General features: G+C 32.5%; 14 protein-coding genes and 1 tRNA gene. 5 read left to right on the forward strand and 10 right to left on the reverse strand.

From position 1 onward, the window contains the following. Positions 1-222: 222 nt before the first annotated feature. The 6 genes from ABD909_RS04380 to ABD909_RS04405 all read right to left on the reverse strand — a co-directional run bounded on the left by ABD909_RS04380 (position 223) and on the right by ABD909_RS04405 (position 4,959). Positions 223-1,503: a TrbI/VirB10 family protein gene (locus ABD909_RS04380; protein ID WP_345096750.1), complete on the reverse strand. Its 1,281-nt coding sequence runs from the start codon at positions 1,501-1,503 to the stop codon at positions 223-225. After that, a complete protein-coding gene (locus ABD909_RS04385; protein ID WP_345096751.1) occupies positions 1,500-1,961 on the reverse strand; it encodes a hypothetical protein in 462 nt (153 codons plus the stop codon). The genes ABD909_RS04380 and ABD909_RS04385 overlap by 4 nt, the downstream gene beginning before the upstream one ends. Position 1,962: 1 nt before the next feature. Beyond that, complete coding sequence (gene trbG / locus ABD909_RS04390) at positions 1,963-2,844, reverse strand: P-type conjugative transfer protein TrbG (RefSeq protein ID WP_345096752.1); 882 nt, start codon at positions 2,842-2,844, stop codon at positions 1,963-1,965. Positions 2,845-2,879: 35 nt separating this feature from the next. Further along, on the reverse strand, positions 2,880-3,557 hold the full coding sequence (locus tag ABD909_RS04395; protein WP_345096754.1) for a VirB8/TrbF family protein: 678 nt from the start codon (positions 3,555-3,557) through the stop codon (positions 2,880-2,882). A 416-nt stretch (positions 3,558-3,973) separates the two neighbouring features. Beyond that, positions 3,974-4,189: an LPD7 domain-containing protein gene (locus tag ABD909_RS04400; RefSeq protein ID WP_345096755.1), complete on the reverse strand. Its 216-nt coding sequence runs from the start codon at positions 4,187-4,189 to the stop codon at positions 3,974-3,976. 584 nt (positions 4,190-4,773) lie between these two features. After that, entirely contained in the window at positions 4,774-4,959 is a 186-nt protein-coding gene (locus tag ABD909_RS04405; protein WP_345096756.1) for a hypothetical protein, read from the reverse strand. Positions 4,960-6,858: 1,899 nt separating this feature from the next. On the opposite strand from ABD909_RS04405, the gene ABD909_RS04410 reads away from it, so the two are divergent. Continuing rightward, positions 6,859-7,521, forward strand: coding sequence for a lysozyme (locus tag ABD909_RS04410; RefSeq protein ID WP_345096757.1), 663 nt, complete (start codon positions 6,859-6,861; stop codon positions 7,519-7,521). 2,543 nt (positions 7,522-10,064) lie between these two features. On the opposite strand, the gene ABD909_RS04415 is transcribed toward ABD909_RS04410, so the two are convergent. From ABD909_RS04415 to ABD909_RS04430, 4 genes are read right to left on the reverse strand one after another with little or no spacing between them, the layout of a single operon-like run. Continuing rightward, positions 10,065-10,613 carry a biotin transporter BioY gene (locus ABD909_RS04415; RefSeq protein ID WP_345096758.1) on the reverse strand — a complete coding sequence of 183 codons (549 nt, stop codon included), beginning with the start codon at positions 10,611-10,613 and terminating at the stop codon, positions 10,065-10,067. Between the two features lie 27 nt (positions 10,614-10,640). Next, positions 10,641-11,249, reverse strand: a complete 609-nt coding sequence (locus tag ABD909_RS04420) for an energy-coupling factor transporter transmembrane component T family protein (protein ID WP_345096759.1) — start codon at positions 11,247-11,249, stop codon at positions 10,641-10,643. Continuing rightward, positions 11,246-11,926 carry an energy-coupling factor ABC transporter ATP-binding protein gene (locus ABD909_RS04425; protein ID WP_345096760.1) on the reverse strand — a complete coding sequence of 227 codons (681 nt, stop codon included), beginning with the start codon at positions 11,924-11,926 and terminating at the stop codon, positions 11,246-11,248. The genes ABD909_RS04420 and ABD909_RS04425 overlap by 4 nt, the downstream gene beginning before the upstream one ends. 41 nt (positions 11,927-11,967) lie before the next feature. Then, positions 11,968-13,395 (reverse strand): amino acid permease, encoded by a 1,428-nt coding sequence (locus tag ABD909_RS04430; protein WP_345096761.1) that lies wholly within the window; start codon positions 13,393-13,395, stop codon positions 11,968-11,970. Between the two features lie 185 nt (positions 13,396-13,580). Between ABD909_RS04430 and ABD909_RS04435 the strand changes: the two genes are divergently transcribed. From ABD909_RS04435 to ABD909_RS04455, 4 genes are all read left to right on the forward strand, one after another. Beyond that, positions 13,581-13,901: a hypothetical protein gene (locus ABD909_RS04435; protein WP_345096762.1), complete on the forward strand. Its 321-nt coding sequence runs from the start codon at positions 13,581-13,583 to the stop codon at positions 13,899-13,901. Between the two features lie 1,406 nt (positions 13,902-15,307). Next, a tRNA-Thr gene (locus ABD909_RS04440) sits at positions 15,308-15,380 on the forward strand. 1,083 nt (positions 15,381-16,463) lie between these two features. Further along, positions 16,464-17,795, forward strand: coding sequence for a TldD/PmbA family protein (locus tag ABD909_RS04450; RefSeq protein ID WP_345096763.1), 1,332 nt, complete (start codon positions 16,464-16,466; stop codon positions 17,793-17,795). Further along, positions 17,782-18,585 carry a 3'(2'),5'-bisphosphate nucleotidase CysQ gene (locus ABD909_RS04455; protein ID WP_345096764.1) on the forward strand — a complete coding sequence of 268 codons (804 nt, stop codon included), beginning with the start codon at positions 17,782-17,784 and terminating at the stop codon, positions 18,583-18,585. Before ABD909_RS04450 ends, ABD909_RS04455 begins: the two co-directional genes overlap by 14 nt. Positions 18,586-18,627: the final 42 nt, after the last annotated feature.

Genomic DNA, 18,627 nt, shown 5'->3' on the forward strand with positions numbered 1-18,627 from the left:
TTTGAGACATATTCATCTAGAATAAGTTATTTAAAAATCCCTGCCCCAAATTATAAATTCAATTGATTTTTTATTTTTTTCCATACTGTACATCCACTTAGGATTAAGTATTTACACTATAAGATATAATATTATACCTTATTATACGATAAGGTACTAAAATATATCTTTACTCTTTTTGCATGGTAATGACAGATTTGATATTTTAGTTCAAAAAAGAAATTAAGGAAGTGCAGCCATTGGATGACCTTGCCAAGCAGGTAAAATAATATCTTTTGTTACCATGACATTGAAATTATAACCAGGACGAATAATAATTGTTGGCTGAATACCTAGACTTTTACGTGTCATTTCAATCCCGACTTCACCCCATTGTCTACCAAGCTCTGCAGCTAACGTTTCTTTTGCTGTTTCCATTTTACCATCATCGTTACCTTTATTATGTGTTTTTTGAGATAATTGTGAAGCTCCTGAAATGATAGAAAGTAGAAAAGCATTCCCAAAAATTTTAAAATAATGATTATTTACTTTATCCTGAAATCCAGCATAACCAGACTGATCTGTCCCCGGCATATTTCCAAGAGATAAAGAAGAACCATCAGGATAAATAACTCTCGACCAAGCAATAAGCACTCGTTTTTGACCAGTAGCTACCCTACTATCATATGTTCCAATAAGCCTCGCCCCCATAGGAATTAAAACATTTTGACCAGTAGCGGAATCATAAACGCTTTCTCTTACTTGAGCTATAATTTGTCCAGGCAAATCACTATTGACGCCACTTATTATAACACTAGGAATAATAGTTCCAGCCTTAATTTCAAGACTTGCTTTGACAGCTTCTTGACGTGTATTTTTTAAATAAGCTGCCGCTTCTTGAGACTGTGATAAAAAAGCAATTTTTTGTGCTTGCATATTAGGATCATGGACTCCATCACCATTATACAATGATGAGTTAGCGGATATCCCAGCTCGACCAAATAAATTTTCAAGAGTTGCTTTTTGCGGATATGTATCCTGAATTTGGGAATTATCTTGCACTTTGGAATTGATCGTAAAAGAAATCATAGGATCAGAATCTAAAGCAGCCTCCATTCTAGCTAAACGCCTCTCTAAGATACGTGTTAATAATCTCTCTTGTACTTCATCTTTTTCATTTTCAGTTTTATCAAGTTGCTTTTGTTCTGGAGTTGTTTTTACCAATTGTTTAGTTGACTCTGATGGTAAAATCTCTGGTAACTTCGCTTGAACATAATCGTCTCCCTCTGGGCGAATTAGCAAAGGTGTTTCATCCACGAATAAACTTTTTTTTTCTTCTGAGACAGCATTATTAGATTGCTGCCGCAACATAAAGGTATAGCTAATACCAACCAAAGCAAATAAAATGACACCTATAGCGCCTATTAAAGGTATATTATTTAATCGTCGTACACCACGTCCTTTTGGTTTTACAGAAAAAAAATCAGGAGCTTCAGAAGGACTAATTTTTTGATTGTTTTTCATCCTTTACCCTCATCATCTACACGAGCAATAAAAGGAGCGGCCGGGACCATATTTCCAGTTTTTAAACGAACATAATAACGTGTTATTTCAGTTAAACCATATTGTGCCACTAATACTATACCTTTATCCATTGGCATCACTTTGTAGGTTAAATTTATACCCTTATTTTTATGTTTTTCTGGTTGATCTGTATAAATTACACCATAGCCATTCTTTTGTAGAAGATTGACCAATAAAGATGTAAACTTATCTTCTGTATCATTTGTTTTTACAATAAATGTTGTAGTTGCAGGTGGTAAAGGATCTCTAAGATAGCGAACCAAATCACCAGTAATTAAACTTGCATCATTCTCCGTAACATTTTGATCAACATAATTAACCAACAAAGATGAACGGTGACTTATAGACGTGCAACCAACTGTCAAAACAAGAGGCAACAGCAATAAATATTTTAACATTTTAACGCCCCCTAATAATTGTTACTCTCTGCTGAGTACTTCCTACACCAGAAATCAGAGCCACTTTGCTAATGACAGCATCAACAACATATCTATTTCCAATCATGCGATAATTTATTAATCTTTCACTAGATTTTTTAAAAGGACCACCATCATCACCAATAGCAATCAAAGCTGGTGCTGTTCCTCTAACTCCATCTCCAGGTAACTCAATGTAAGTTTTAAAGCCATCTGTATAAACGCGTCTTGGATACCATTTAATTCTTCGATCACTGATAGTAATACGAAAGTTAAAATCAAGAGCAGCTAAGTTTTGACCTGTTGATAATGTGGTACGACTTTGATCTGTAGCTGCTTTATATGCAGCCCAATCTTGATCTGTATCATCTGGATAAACAAAAGAAAGAACAGGAATAGAAGAACTTTGCGTACTAGCAAGCTTTATCATATAAGTACGGCGATCCGTCGTAATAAAAAGATTTGTTGTTAAACCAGCATCTATAGGCTTTACAACAACATAAGTTGTTGCTGCTGCATCAACACCACTTACAGTGGGACTAATCTTCCATCTTACAGTATCTCCAGCATGGAGAGAATTTATAGTCTCACCTGCTTGTAACTGAATCGTACAAACCTCTAATGGTGTACACACCAATGTAGGTAAAGTAGCTCCATAAAGATATCTAACACTGCCATCACCAGAATATATAGGTCTTTTTGGATTATTCTTCCATTGATTTGCTAATTTAATTCCCCATGCTTCCTTATCAGTAAGAAGTATTCTTTGAGAAGAAACAAAATTAACATCGTGTGATATGTCTGTTGCTAGAGCTTTTGATGTTACAAAAATAACTGTACTAAAAAAAATAAATTTCTTAAACATAAAATCCCCGCTTTACGCATTTACCATGATTGTTTTTAAAGTCTTGGCGTCCAAGCAAATTGTTTAACATATAATCCAATGGGATTTAGCATCATTTGCTTTTCAGTTTTTGGTATGGCTATAATGATTGTAGCTGTAGCTTGCCAAAGTTTAGTATCAATAACAGCGCCTGATCGTGCTCTTTTCCTTTCAGTCCATTCAATCTGCCAAGTGTCTTCAGAAACAGGAACAATTGCGTTAACTTGAATTTCTACTGTCTCAGTTGCAGCACGAAAATAAGGATCATTTTGTTTATGATATTCAACAAGCATGGCATATGCTGGTGATTGAGGTAAGGTCATTGAATATGTCTGATTTACGAGATTTTCTTCTGCTCTCATATCAACATAAACCGTACGCGCCCCAATCAACCAATTACGTAATGCCGCCCGAATATGAGTTGCATTTGGTTTAGCAGCCACATTTGCCTTTGACAAATGTGTTACCTCACCAACTGAATTGGTTTGCACTATATAAGGAACAACGGTTTGTTCATTTACTTTCCAGATGAATGCTCCTACTGACATTGCAGTAATGATAATCATTCCAAAAGCTGCTAAGCGCCAACTATTAGCTGACTTAATATAATCTCCATACCTTTCCATCCATTCTTTGCGCGCTAAAATATATGGATTAGAAAGTTTGTCTTTTACAGAATCTTCGCTTCTCTTCACAGTCCCCCCCTTAATTGTAAAACTAAACAGCTCTTCTAAAAGATAAATTAACTTCCTTATGAAACATTTTTTGTTGAATGTGAAGAACACAATTTTGACTTATACATAAAATAATTATCCCAAATCAAAAAAAATATAATTTTAAACTAAAAAAACACACTTTAAGTCTCTCTTTCTTTATCTGAAATATTTTTTACACTATTTTTTGTAATCTTGATTTTTGTGCCTTTTTTCCAATACCCAGCTTGAATAAAGCCTCTCTTTGTAGTTTCCTTGACAAAAACTCTCTGATTTTCTTCAAAAAGAAGAAAATTCTTTTTTCTAATTTTTCTACGCCCCACATAATTAAATACGGATTCTTCACCGTTCCATACAACATGAGATAGATTTCCAGTATATTTATTTCGCTCTTCTATCTACTCTTGAAATGAATTATCAATGTTATCTCTGTTGTATTGCTTCACTTCATTCTTTAAAGTGTTTAAAATAGGATCATCAAAGTCAACATTCATATCGTGAATACTGGCCAATTGAGCAACTTCTTTTTTAAATTCTTCTGTGCCTTTTAATACAAGCAGCTGATCTTTAAATTTTTCAACAACAAGACTTAAAGCAAGATACGCAGATTCCATAGTAAATTTTTGTGCATGAATTTTTCACCAGTATCAATATGACTCCACCATCAATGCTTTTATACAAAATATTTCCATTCTTCAAAAAAGAAGGTTTTTAATTCCTGCGTAAAAGTACACCTATTTTTCTAGCTGTTTTAGCTGTTAATAAATTACCAGACAAAATAGCACAACGTTCATTCATTGAATGCAAAACGTCCATAGCATCCTTGTCACCAATATTTGCTTGTTGATGTAACCAATCGAACCAATTTGAAAATCTAGTTTCTGCTAATTTTCTTTTAGCTATCGCCTGCTTTTTTCTTAATTCTTGTTAACATAATAATGTTTGTAATTTTAACGTATTTCGTAATCCCGCACGTGAACTTTTAAATAAGTCGCAATAAAGAACTTTGTTGTTTGTACCAAATAAATAGTTGATTATAAAAGCAGATTTTTGCGTCCGTAATATTTGATACTTCTCTTGTCTTTCTAAATTGCTTGCATTTTTTTGTTCCTCATATCGAGAATATAACAGTGTCTTAGTTTTACTATTTTTCTACGTAAAATTGGTACATATCGCTTCTGTATAATTAGCTTAGTATCTAAGGATCAAGTCTCTTTTCAAGAGCTTGTAAAGATAATGTTCTATTACAACTGCTAGCCTTAACCCATAAATTAAGATCAGGAGCTCCTATAGTTAATCCACTACCTCGTTTTATAACAAGACCATGGTCACAAAGGCGTGAAAGTAAAAAAACTAACACGCCATTCACTATGTTTAATTTCAAAACTCAGCCGTTTATTATCTTTGATAAAAAAATAGGAACTCCACCTTTTTCAAATGATGTGTTTGGGAAAGTATTCAAAAGAGTAGTCAATAAATGAACTTCTGTTCCTTTGATAAAACCCGTGATAGGTATTTCTTGTACCAGAAAAATAAGTTGGTTTCTGCTAATATAACCAACATCAGCATTATCAGCAATTTTAATATATTCTAACCAATATATTCGTAATCTTTGTATGACTTAACACAATATAAATAATGATGAATACGCATACTTTATCGCACCTCTTTTAAGATCTTCTGTAGCGAAAACTTAATTCATCACAGGAGCTTTTTTGTAAATCTTATTCAATCAGATTGCCTAACATAGCGTGTGTAAGAGATAGCTTGATTTTTCCCTTCTTCTTTTAAGACCTTCATAAGTAATTGAGTATTTATAGAAGTTTTTTTGGTAAAAATTTGAAACGAATAGGCTTAAAACCCGTTTAATTGTAATCTGTGAGATGATAGGCCATATTAACAAAACTTTCTAGTTTTATCTATCTAAAAAAGAAAAATTTGTTTTAATTTAGAGATTTTTATAAAATGTAAATTTCCTTTTGATACATACAATACGTGTGAACAAAACGCATGAACAGTTCATTTATTGTTACAGTTTAAAAATACACCTTCATTAGAGTCTCTTCTTATAGCTCTGAAATACTCTTTTTAATGTTTTTTTATCACGCTTTATAATGAGATCAAATAATGATGTATAAATACTCAATTTCTTTTTTAAACATTCTATGTTTGACACATTGGAGCCCAGTTTATATCAAGTGTTTTGTTGATTGTTATCAAATAGTATATACACCAACATGTAGCTACATTAAATTGTAATAGATAGATTCTGTCCATTATGTTTTCTTATTTAATTGGCTTATAGCGATTTGCCTTTTTAATGAATATTTAAAGAGAGCAGAATAAAGAATTATCAAATTAGCTGTAGCTTTTTAAAATTAGATCTGTATAATAGTATAATGCATTGTGTGTTTTTGGTGTTTATTTAAGGCATATAGTGAGTGTTGCAATTTTTCAAGAATAAGTTTCTATTATTTTTTTAGATCATTGTAATTCTTACTTTTTTCTAAATTGGTTGTTGGGTTGATTAAAGATTTTGAATTAAAGCCACTTGAAACTATTTTAGAAATGCTAATACAGGAAAAAAATGTGAGTTTTGGTTTTATTCTGAATGTTGGTGAAGATGTAATATAACTTAGTTAAAGAAGATGGAGTAAAAATAATAATTGATTATTTTTGTGGGTTATTATTTTACAATAATGAGCAATGTTACTATGTCTAGTAGATTTCGTTTCTCAAGTTTTTGTAAAAAGTTTGCAAAAAGCGGATTCGTGATTAGCTATAAGATCAATGGTTCATGTACTAATATCATCAATAAATTCTCATTTATTGGATATTTTTTAAGATTGTTCTTTAGAGAATTATATAAACTACATTCAATTTAGAGGTATGGTTTGTATTATGTGGTGTATCGCTATCAGAATGATTTCTCTTTCAAACAATAAAAATTCATAATGATATTTATCCATGGAATGTATGAAGTAAACTACACAAGTGGTCAGTTATAAAAAATTGGAATAATTCTGTCTAATGACGACTTAGACTGCATGGAAATTATTGTTTTTTAAGGTGGAGGAGGCTGGTTGCTACATTGAATGGATCGTAATTAGTAGAATCTTTTTTGCCAGTAAACAAAGTGAATTAAATCTTAGTAAGTCTTATTATGAAAGCTTTTTAATTTTACTCAATCATTTTACTGTTCTGTTTTTTAGAATAAACAGATGTAAGTTTTGAGCTTTTAATTCATGCCTACTTTTGTGGGAATTATTATGGAATGAGGATAATGCGGAAAATATCAAAAGAAGGATTTGCATTGATTAAAAAATGGGAAGAGTTGCATTTAAGTGCCTACAAAAATCCCACTGGTGAATGGATAATTGGTTATGGGCATACAAATGCTTATGGTGCTCCAGAGATTCATAAGGACATGAAAATTACAGAAGTGGAAGCAGAAAAAATTCTTCGTCAAGATTTGAAGCAATTTGAACACGTTGTTGAAAAAACTGTTACCGTTTCTCTAAGCAATGAACAATTTGCTGCACTGGTATCATTTTCCTATAATATTGGAACAGAGGCTTTTTGCCACTCTACTCTCCTAAAAAAACTCAATAAAGGAAATTATGAAGCTGTGCCAGCTGAATTATTAAAATGGACAAGAGTAGGAGGAAAACGTCTTCAAGGACTTGTCAACCGTCGCGCTGCCGAGGTAGGATTATGGGCTCAAGGCTCATATATGTCTCCAAATTATCAAAAAGTAGAATCAAAAGGTGTAACCGATATTTGCAAAATAGAAGCTTTTGCACCAATCATAGGCTCTTTTTCAGGACTTGGAGGACTTTTCGTGGGCAATGGCCCTGTTCAATGGGCATTTGCAGCTATTATGGTTTTGGCTGCTTTTACAGCTATAATGTATATTGTTAAACGCTTTTATGAACAGCGTCTTTGATTTTATGAATGAAAAAATTTATTGCTCAAAAAAGCAGCTTTAGTCGCCTTTTTTATGACTTTATTTAAACTTTCTAAAAAAGCCTATCTAGCAAACGAAAACAAAGGAAGCTTTTAAAATGACAACTATATAGCTTGAGATAGAAAATAAAAGCAATGTGAAAATTGATAACTAATCTATATACTAAACTCTCTGAATGATTGCGCAATTTAATAAAGATTGCCATTAATAAGTACCTGTTTATTTAAGTCAACAAGATATCAATATAATTCACCTAAATTGGGTAAAAATATTCTAAAGCATCATGAACAGAAAAGCCAATGCTTTTAGAAAGGACTATTGCCTAAAAACTGTGTGAATAATATCTCCTTTAATACAGAACACCCTTGTGTTACTAATTCATATGCTCGTTTTAAAGAGATACTTCTTAAAGCGCCCCATAAACCATTGCATAGTGCTTACCGTGAATAATATAATGATAAATGATTAGCACCATCTTTATGTTTATCAAGGAGCAAGCCAGCACCATTATTATATTTGTCAACTCCTAAGCTATTAAAGCCCTTGGCTTCTAAAACAGTTTATTATAGGCAATTTAGTCCTTTCTTGTGCAGCTTTATCTACACCCTAAACTTGTTTATAATATGTAAGTAAATGGTTTTGATTGATTCAATATAAACAGAGTTGAAATGAATCATATGATATTATGAGCATCGCAGTTCAATATGCAAAACAATTTATTATCATTATAATCAATATCTCGCTTTATAAAGTAGGGGATCTTTACTCTATTCTTAGTCATTATTAATCTTGCCCGTCTCGTGGATACAATAAAGAATGTCTTTGCACATCTGGAAACAGTGATTGTTAAAGAGTTGCAAATTCAATCTACAAGTAATGCAAATTATTAATACCCTGAACTCAATTAATATATTAGATAATATTATTAGCTAAAAATGAAGCTCAATTATTGAGAAATGTTACAAGAAAATTTATTATTTTTCTAAACCATCTCCTAAAATGAAAAACTTGCTACTTGTTTTTAAAACTATAAATAATACACATTCATGTGTTTGAAAATTATAATTAAGAATAATATTGCAATAATGAGCATTTCCAATTTTTTGTACTGCAAATACTCACTGTAAACTATAAAAGACGGAAAAAAGGATTGGTTAGTTAGAGTGGCTCTATTCCTTTGAGAAAATAAGATTTTTAAACTTGCCTTGAATATCTTTTAGAAGAACTATTATTTAAATAATAGTTTTTTTCAACAAAATTACCAGAGCTACAACGTTCTTTTTCTATAAAATAATGGTGATTCAAAAAACAAACTCCTTGAAACACAAAAAGCGCAATAATGCATTCCTAAACAACTTAAAATAGACGCATTAAGAATACTTTACTTTAATGAGTTTTATTCTGGCTGAACGTTTGTCTGAATTAAAATGAACAGTTTTTTCTGCCAACGTAAAAAAATTTATAATCTTTTTACCATAAAAAATGCGCTATTTTTCACTCTTGGACAAGCTTATAAACCAACATACATAAGTCACAAATTTTTGTGAAGAAAAGCACTCTATTTTTACAAAACCATCTCAATAATCTCAATGTATTAGAAAAAACTGCAGCATTCCATTTAAATTAGTTACGCTGGAAATCATCATTCAATGCATTGCTAATATAAACAATATATCATGCATATACAATCTATAATCTCTTACCTTAGTAATGAAAATGAGGTGCTTTTCTAAGTAAAATTTAAATATTTTTTAAGCATAATTCATGATTTTATTTTATAAATTAAGCTAAAAATACATGGATATTCTTTTAAACTCTACCAATTGAATATAGAAAATATAGACGCATATAAATATGACCATAAATCAGTATATACACGTTTCACTTTCTGAAAGACCGATACTACAATTTCCCCAAAAACCTTCTGATCACCTGGATGAGTAGTTATAAAAACTTTATTTAATAAAGACAAAGAATTAATCTTCTTACTAAAAAATATACTTTTTTCCAAAACAGTAGGAGCAATAGTAACAGATGTTTCTTTTTGAAAAACTACATACTCCGATGCTTTGACAACAGGTGAAGAAATTAAAATAACAGCGCATACAACAAAGCAATATTTCATATTCATAACTTTATTTTTAATCCTTATGTTTTTAAAAAATACATATTGATTATATCATAATATTCATTTTATGTATACATAAAAAATAATATAAATACAAAAAAGAATAAAATATCCTTGTAAACTATACTATTATAATGTAAAGATATAGCTAAATTGATACTAAATGGCATGTCAAAAAATAATTCATATTATTTATATAACGATATTTTTATATCTTTTAAATAATAATTTATTATGGATTTTAATTGCTTAGATAACCTAAATAAGTTTTCTCTTTTCTATAAATTCTCTCTTATGAAAGCAGAAATAAATAAACAGAACACTTTATCATACTCATTCTTTTTTTTATCCTAGTACACAGCACAATAAAAAACTCACTTAAAATAAATCACCTTTACTTTGATGCAATAAGAGGAGCAGTTTTTTTAATGATAAGCGCTACAAAGGATGCAATTAGAACTTTCAGAAAACCACCAACTAAAAAACCTAATGAACTTATTAAAACAGTTAGTAAAGGCACTTGAGTTATATAAGCCACCCATGGTATCCCAAAAGAATAGACAATCCCAATACCACCTATAGTATTTATCAAAAATAATATTATAAAATTTAACCGTTTCCAAAATAATTCAACCATAAAACCAATAAAAAATGCAGCAATGGGAAAACTGATTAAATAACCACTCGTAACTCCTGAAAAAACACCGATTCCACCACGACCACCAGGCAATAGAGGCAAACCAATTGCAATAAGAATAAGGAAAAGGAGTGATGCTAAAGCTCCTCTCTTTGCTCCAAGTATAGATCCTGCTAACATTGGAGCCATAGATTGAGCCGTAATAGGTATTCCGAGAAAAAAAGGAAGATAAATAGGTGGGAAAAGACTCAAAACAGCGTAAATAGCAGCAAACAGAGCAATATAGGATAGATCTTTTGTATTCATTTGCTTATTCTTTCATTATGAGATACTTTAATCAATAATATCAGCATCATAAGAACGCGCTTCCAATGCTTCAGCCACTTCTGAAGCCATTCTTATGGTTCGTATAATTAAAGGTATTGCAAGAGCAACAATGTTGGTATTAAGTCCACGTGCTTGTTGCGCTTCACGTACTTCATTAAACTTTTCACTCAAAAGAGGAATAAACCTAATTGCCATAGAGATAACCATACTTACTTTTGATGGATTTATACCAAAACAACGAAAAAGCTGAAGTCCTGCTTCAATTGTATCTACCATATCTGAAACTTTTGTTGTAAAGGAAATCAGTGATGATAAAGAAAAAAGAATAACAAGACGTAGTATGACCTCTACCCCCGAAAGCCAACTATCAAAAAGAGTTTGAAATACAAATAGAAGAACTAAAAGAAATCCCATCGATTTAAACTGCTTTATTACAATAATACAGGGAATTTTAGCTACTCTATACAATAAGACTACAAACAATAAAAAGAATACAAAAATGGGAACTGATGAAACTATAAAAAGCGTGGTTGTACATACAGTAAGGAACAATAATTTAATCTCAGAGCTAAGCCTATGAATAAATGTATCCCTTGGAATATATAAACCGATCATGACATCCTTCTTATATACTCCTTGATAGCAACAAAAGGTATATCATCAATTGCTATCTCTCCCTTATCAAAAAACAGTATTCTATCAAACTTTTTGAGAAACTCCAAATCGTGTGATACAACAATCGCTGTTTGTGACAATTCTTCTATAACCTGTGTTACACGACGTTTGTTTCGCAAATCAAGTAATGTTGTCGGCTCATCAAAAATAATATAGTCTGGTTTCATTGCCACTACACTGGAAATGGCAACGAGCTGTTTTTGCCCACCACTTAATAAATGAACTGCATGATTTCTAAAAGCCTGAAGATCATAGCGCTGTAAAATCTCATCTACACGCTCCTTAATTTCATCTTTACTCAGTTTTAGGTTTTTAAGACCAAAAGATAAATCTTCTTCCACTAATGGTAAAACAATTTGATTATCAGGATTTTGAAAAACAAATCCTACTTTACGCTTTACCGCTTTTGCATCCCGTTTTGTATCAAGCTCATCAACACTTACAAAACCATGAGATGGCAATTGTAGTCCATTGATAAGACGAACAAATGTACTTTTTCCAGAACCATTAGCACCAATAACGGCAATCCGCCTTTCGGTAAGCTGTACATTAATATTTTTCAAAACACACAAATCACCGAAGATTTGTGTCACCTTATCAAATTTTATAATTCCCAAGGTTTATTCCAATCAAGCCTTTTAATATTATACTTCTATTGTTATCGCTTAAGCTTATAAGCTAAAAATAAAAATAAGCACCATAGAGGAATAATAACCACTGCCAAACTCATATCAGGCATCTGTACAGGGATATATTTTTCAAAAAAAGGAAATCTTATTCCTAGCATATCTAAAAGTCCGATCATTAATCCATTTTTTCCAAAGCCACTTAAAAACATAATACAAAACAAGAAAACAAGAAAACAAAGGCAAAAATAGTTAGCATAAGGATATAAAGCAAACGCATAAATAAAGTTGCCTTTCCTGTTCTTATGTGCTTTTCGAAATTTCAAATGAACAATAATAATAATAGCCCAAGTAATAAGCGCCGCTGCAGTTGCAAGAGCCATAATTCGCATAAAACTATTATCAGGAGCCAGAGCATTAATAACAACGATTATCGCCGTACAAAACGACGAAAAGAGGATAGCAACATAAGGAATACGCGTAGTATTCAGTTTACTGAAAATATGTGGTGCATTTTTTTGTATAGCTAAGTTATAAAGCATACGACCATTAGAATAAATGCCACTATTGTAAACAGAAATAGCCGCCATAATGACCACAAAATTCAAAATATGACCAGCAGCAGGAATTCCTACAGTTTCAAAAATTGTTACAAAAGGACTACCATTTTTCCCAATCATATTCCACGGACTGATTATCATAATAACGCTGATAGAACCAACATAAAAAATTATAATTCTCCACATAACTTGACGAATAGCCACTGGGATTGTTTTTTGTGGACTAGATGCCTCTCCAGCAGCAATACCAATAAGTTCAGTCCCTCCAAAAGAAAATATGACTACAGAAGTTGCCAAAATAACCCCTATCGCTCCATAAGGAAAAAAACCGCCGTGATCCCAAAGATAATGAACACTTGCTGGATTTTCTCCTATTCCAGTGAAAATGAGAAAAATCCCAAAAATAATCATACCAATAACAGCAGAAACTTTGATTAAAGCACAACCAAATTCAAACTCTCCATAAAGACGAACATGAGATAAATTAACTAATGTAACAAACAAAAGCACAATGAAGGATGACTTCCAATGATCAATAAAAATCCAATGATCGAGGTAAAATCCAATCACTGTAAGTTCAGTCATGCTCACAAGAATATATAAAAACCAATAATTCCAACCTGTTATGAAGCCAGCCAACCTCCCCCAATATTTATAAGCAAAAAAACTAAAAGCTCCTGAAGATGGTTCTTCTACAGACATTTCACCAAGCATTCGCATAATGAAATAAATAATACCCCCCCCAAAAAGATAAGCTAAAATAACAGAAGGACCAGCCAATTGAATTGCTTCTGTTGAGCCATAAAAAAGTCCTGTCCCTATAACACCACCCAAAGCAATCATTTGAATGTGGCGACTTTGGAGGTTACGCTTCAATTCATTTTCCGCATCCTTAAGCATTATTCGTCACTCCTCCCCCCTTGATATTGATTTTAATCTTTATACGAAAGGCTGATAATATCTTCGGCATATTTTTTTCAACAGAAATTATAAAAGAGAACATAAATCTATTTTTTTTGTCATAATGCAACTCCTTGTCTTTCTGTGCATTATGCGAGTGTTCCATAAAAATTACAGGAAGAAATATGCTGCGCCCTTTATTTAAATTCATGGCTTTCATTTTCGTTACACTAACAATTATAGCATTTGTTATTGATAGTGCACACTCTATAAGCACATCACACTGGACGACAACCCCCTTAAATAAAATATTAGCTAATCTTCTACAAACAGATATCTATGGCCTGAAACAGTCTATCAGTAATACTATACCGGCTTTTTTTGTTTCAGTTCTCATTACTCTTATTTGTTTACCAGTGTGGTCTATTTTCGGCGCTTTAGCAATAACATTTTGTATCTTAAATCACGAAAAACAAAAACCTTTTCACAAAATATTATATACTTAAAAGAAGGATAGATTTGATATTAATCTTGGGAAGATTTTTCTAAAATCTATTCTACGATATACAATCGATACACTTGAGAAAACAGTATTTTTTAAGATAGCTAAAAGCTATTTTTTCATAGAAACCGTTAAAAAGTCCTTTATTTATGAGCATATATATAATCGCTATGATTATCTATCATGACTCATAAAAAAACAATAAATTATTGTATCAACAAGGGAATTTATGAATCCTAATTCTCTTACGCTTTTTCTTTTATTTTTAACTTTTTTGAAGTGTTTTATCGCTTCTAATACTCATCTTTTACGATCTGCGCTCTTTGTATAGAGAGATGCCATAGTATCATCTGTCCAACCAATACGAAAGGCATCACCACAACGCAAGCTCGTATACAGAAGAATATCAATTCAGATCTGTTCATGCGTACTATGAGGCCATTGGTGATAATACTTCTCAGTATCCTCTTTGTACAAACGAAAGGCTTCCTTGGTTTTTCAAAAGAAATCTCTTTACCTCTAAAGTCAGATTATCTTCCAAAAGACTTTGTTCATTGCCCAATTAAACAGCCCATTAAGCGCTTTTAGAAAGTTTCTAGCCATTGCAGATGTTTTTTAGCACCTTCAACGCAGCTATGATATATTTCTTTTCAATTGCTTGCTGTGGAATATTTTCTATTATATCCTATATGTTCATAACAATTTATTTATTTTGGTTTTTATTGGTTTGAGCAAGGCTATGCCAATGAGAGCTGTTAAAATCGTTGTTCTAGCTTCCTCGTTTTTCTAAATCCGAAAATCGTTTCGTTAAAATATCTAACTTTTTAGATATCTCATTTAAATTTTTCTATTGATCAGTTCCCTCACAAAAAAGTTCATCAATAAACTTTTCTTGGTAAGCTATCTTCGAGTTCTATTAGCCGTTTTTCATCCAACATAGTTCTTATGCCTTCTGAAATAAAAAGACTTATTTAAATTTATAAGCCACTTCATTTATAATCATTCTTATAAAAATGATAACTAACTTTTCTATTAATGCTCCAAATATTATCTGCACATCATAAAAGTTGATGATCTCTTTCATTCTTACACTTTCTCGTCCAAATAAGTTTCTTCTTTTCTACAAAAGGAGCTGATATTTTTATTTGATAAAGATATCCTAGCGCCGCTTTCCCCCTAAAGTGTACTTTATCATGCGAGCTTTTAAATTTGAACGCGATGATAAATTGGAATGTATTTTATAAATCAAGATCAAAAATACTGTTCTGCTCTTAACCTTTGCTCACCCCTCCTCCTTCCTTAATAATGAGCACATCTTATAAATTATTGAAAAAAATGTATACTTGCTTTTGTGCGTACTTTTGGCTATTACCTTCAAACTAACTTTTGTTTAATTAAATATAAGCCTATGCCGCATTAGCTCAGTTGGTAGAGCACATCATTCGTAATGATGGGGTCGCTGGTTCGAGTCCGGCATGCGGCACCGTTTAATTATTAAAGTCAGTTAAATAACAAGTTGTTATCCTTTAGTTAAAATACTCAATTATCTATCTTTTGATATATGATTGAAGCTTATTGTACAATGTAAAAATTATTAATCGCTTCACCTTAATCATAGGAAGACTGCCCCCCAAATTTTATTTTCTCATGTATTTTTGATCAAGTCTCTCAAAATGGCAAAAGAAAAAAGTCTTGTAAATTTAAGAATTCCTTTTAATCTAAATATTTATATATTTAATCATTCAAATGAAATGTGTTTAAAATAAAGAAACCCCTCATGTTTAAATGGACACATAGCGAAGAAATTAAACAGAAGCAAGTGCTGAGCAAATTTGGGCTATGTGGGAAGATGTAACAACTTGGCCTTATTTGGGATGATTATTGGTACAAAAATTAAGCAGCACATTCGTGATGCGATGCTTGAAATGAGCCGGCATGCTCTTACTGAAAATAAAACTATATCATAGTTATGCCTATCGCATGAAAAATCTGTTAAAAAGATTATAAACCATGACTTTTCCAGAATTCATTGTACTGATTTCTAATCTAGCTACTAGACCAAAAAGTGAAAAGAGAGGAATTCAATCAAGCTTTTTTGCCTCATAAGTAGCAGACACTATGATATACCAAAAAGGTGCTTTTCCTTTATATTCTGTAGTCCTGAGAAAAATATCATGATGAAAACTTATTTTCGATAAATATGCACAAAAAATATGTGCTAACATCCTGCATATAGAGTCAAAGGAATTTATAAGTGTTTATTGGAGTAAAATTATTAGAACATTTGAGGTTAAACCAAGTGTCATTGCGTAATGTTTCATTGGTTTGACAAACAATGCAAGTTTAACTTGTATAATGATATGTAGTGGATTGAAATGATTGAAGTCCAAAAAATTAATAACATATTGCACCTTGTTGAAAAGAAGCAAAAAATTTATCAAAGGGAAAAAGAGGTGTTTATGATGCAGATTTTTTCATTGATACGTCAATTTAAAAGTTACATTTTGTATAAATTTGCCAAATTGCTTACCCATAATTTATTGGTTAATATTTAAGGGAGTCCATAATGACTAACAAAAACCAGATTGATAAAGCCGCTTCATTGGTCGAATCGGCAAAGCGTTCTGGGGCAAATGCTGCTGATGCTATTATTATTCACACCCATTCTACGAGTGTATCGGTGCGTTTTGGAAAAGTCGAATCGACCGAAGCTTCAGAGAGCAATGATTTTACATTAAGGGTTTTTGTTGGCAAAAAAGTAGCAAGTGTTTCTGCTAATTTAGCAGCTTATCCGCAAGAACTTGCAGAACGTGCTGTTGCAATGGCAAAGGCTTCTCCTGACAGTTTATTTGAAGGTTTAGCAGATAAAGAATTTTTGGTTAAACATCCCAAAGATCTTGATCTTTTTGATGATTTTGTTCCGCACAATCACTTTCTAACAGAAGATGCTTTAAAAATAGAAGCAGCAGCCCTTGATGTTAAAGGAGTGAGCAATTCTGGTGGTGCCGCAATGGCTTACGGTCGTAGCGGATTTGTTCTTGTAACCAGCGATGGTTTTTGTGGTACCTATCACTCTAGTGGTTTTTCGCGCTCTTGTAGTGCCCTTGCTGGTGAGGGCACTGCTATGGAGCGGGATTATGATTATACAACTGCCTTACATTTTTCTGACTTGGAAGCAGCAGAAACTGTGGGAAGAAACGCAGGTGTTGGAGCAGTTCGACGTTTGGGAGCAGTTCGTGCAGCGACAGGAACTGTAGATGTTATTTTTGACCCGCGTACGGCTCGTGGAATCGCTGGACATATTGCATCTATGGTCAATGGAGCTTCTGTGGCCCGCAAAACAAGTCTTTTACAAAATCTTTTGGGAAAAGCAGTAATGAAACCAGACGTTAATGTGACAGATCAGCCTTTGCGATTGCGTGGAAATGCTTCGCGTCCTTTCGATGGAGAGGGAGTAGAGGGACAAGCATTAAATATCATTGAAAATGGTATTTTAAAAAACTGGCTTCTTTCATCCTCTTCAGCACGTGAATTGGGACTTAAAACCAATGGACACGGTGTACGTTCAGCATCGTTAGTACAACCATCCAGTACCAATTTTGCTATTGAACCAGGTTTAGTTTCGCCTCATGATATGATAAGAGATTTGCAAAATGGATTTTATGTCACAGAGTTATTTGGACATGGTATTGATTTTGTTACGGGGCAGTATAGTCGTGGTGCTTCTGGTTTTTGGATCGAAAATGGTGAAATCGCTTATCCAGTAAGCGAAGTGACGCTAGGTTCCAATTTGCTTCATATGTTAGCGCATTTAACACCCGCTAATGATATTGATCGACGTTATGGTATAACAGCTCCAACATTATTAATTGAAGGGATGACACTTGCAGGAAAATAACATGCATCACTCTTCTGACTTAAATCTCTTGCTTAATGTTTGTCGAGAAGCAGGCAATCTAGCAATGAGGTATTTTGGATGCGCAATGAACGTTTGGATTAAAGAAGGCAATTCACCAGTCAGTGAAGTAGATTTTGCAGTTGATCACTTCTTAAAGGAAAAGCTTCTTAAAGCACGCCCCAATTATGGATGGATTTCAGAAGAAACAAAAGATGATAGAGGAAAAGATATCTATGAACGCTATTTTGTTGTTGACCCTATTGATGGAACGCGTGGTTTTCTTTCTGGTAGCAATTATTGGTGTATTTCAATTGCTATTATTGAGAATGGGCGCCCTATTGTAGGTGTTGTACAATGTCCAGCTCATAGAAATGTTTATGCAGCTGTTACTGGGAGAGGTGCAACATTAAATGCTACAAAACTTCCTCTTTTAGAATCTCATATTAATGATAAGTATAAAATCTCAATTGATAAATCATTAGCACAAAAATTGCCGAAAAACTTTTGTAATAAAGTCAATTTTTATCGCTACATTCCTTCCCTTGCTTATCGTATTGTTCTTGTCGCTCAAAATGAGATCGATATCGTATTGGTTCGTCCGAATTGTCATGCATGGGATATTGCCGCTGCTGATCTTATTTTACAGGAATGCGGAGGATGTTTTTTATCGCTTGATACAGCTTCACCCTCTTACGGAAGTGAAACTTATCAATATGGGATTTTAGTTGCTGGTAAAAATAATTGCTGCCAAGATATGATAGATATTGTTCGTCAAGCAAAGTTCGTTTAATCACATAAAAAATACACTAAAATCTCTGAATAATATGGAGGC

Origin of the sequence: Bartonella acomydis (assembly GCF_039543025.1) — a bacterium.
In the GTDB taxonomy this organism is placed as follows: domain Bacteria; phylum Pseudomonadota; class Alphaproteobacteria; order Rhizobiales; family Rhizobiaceae; genus Bartonella; species Bartonella acomydis.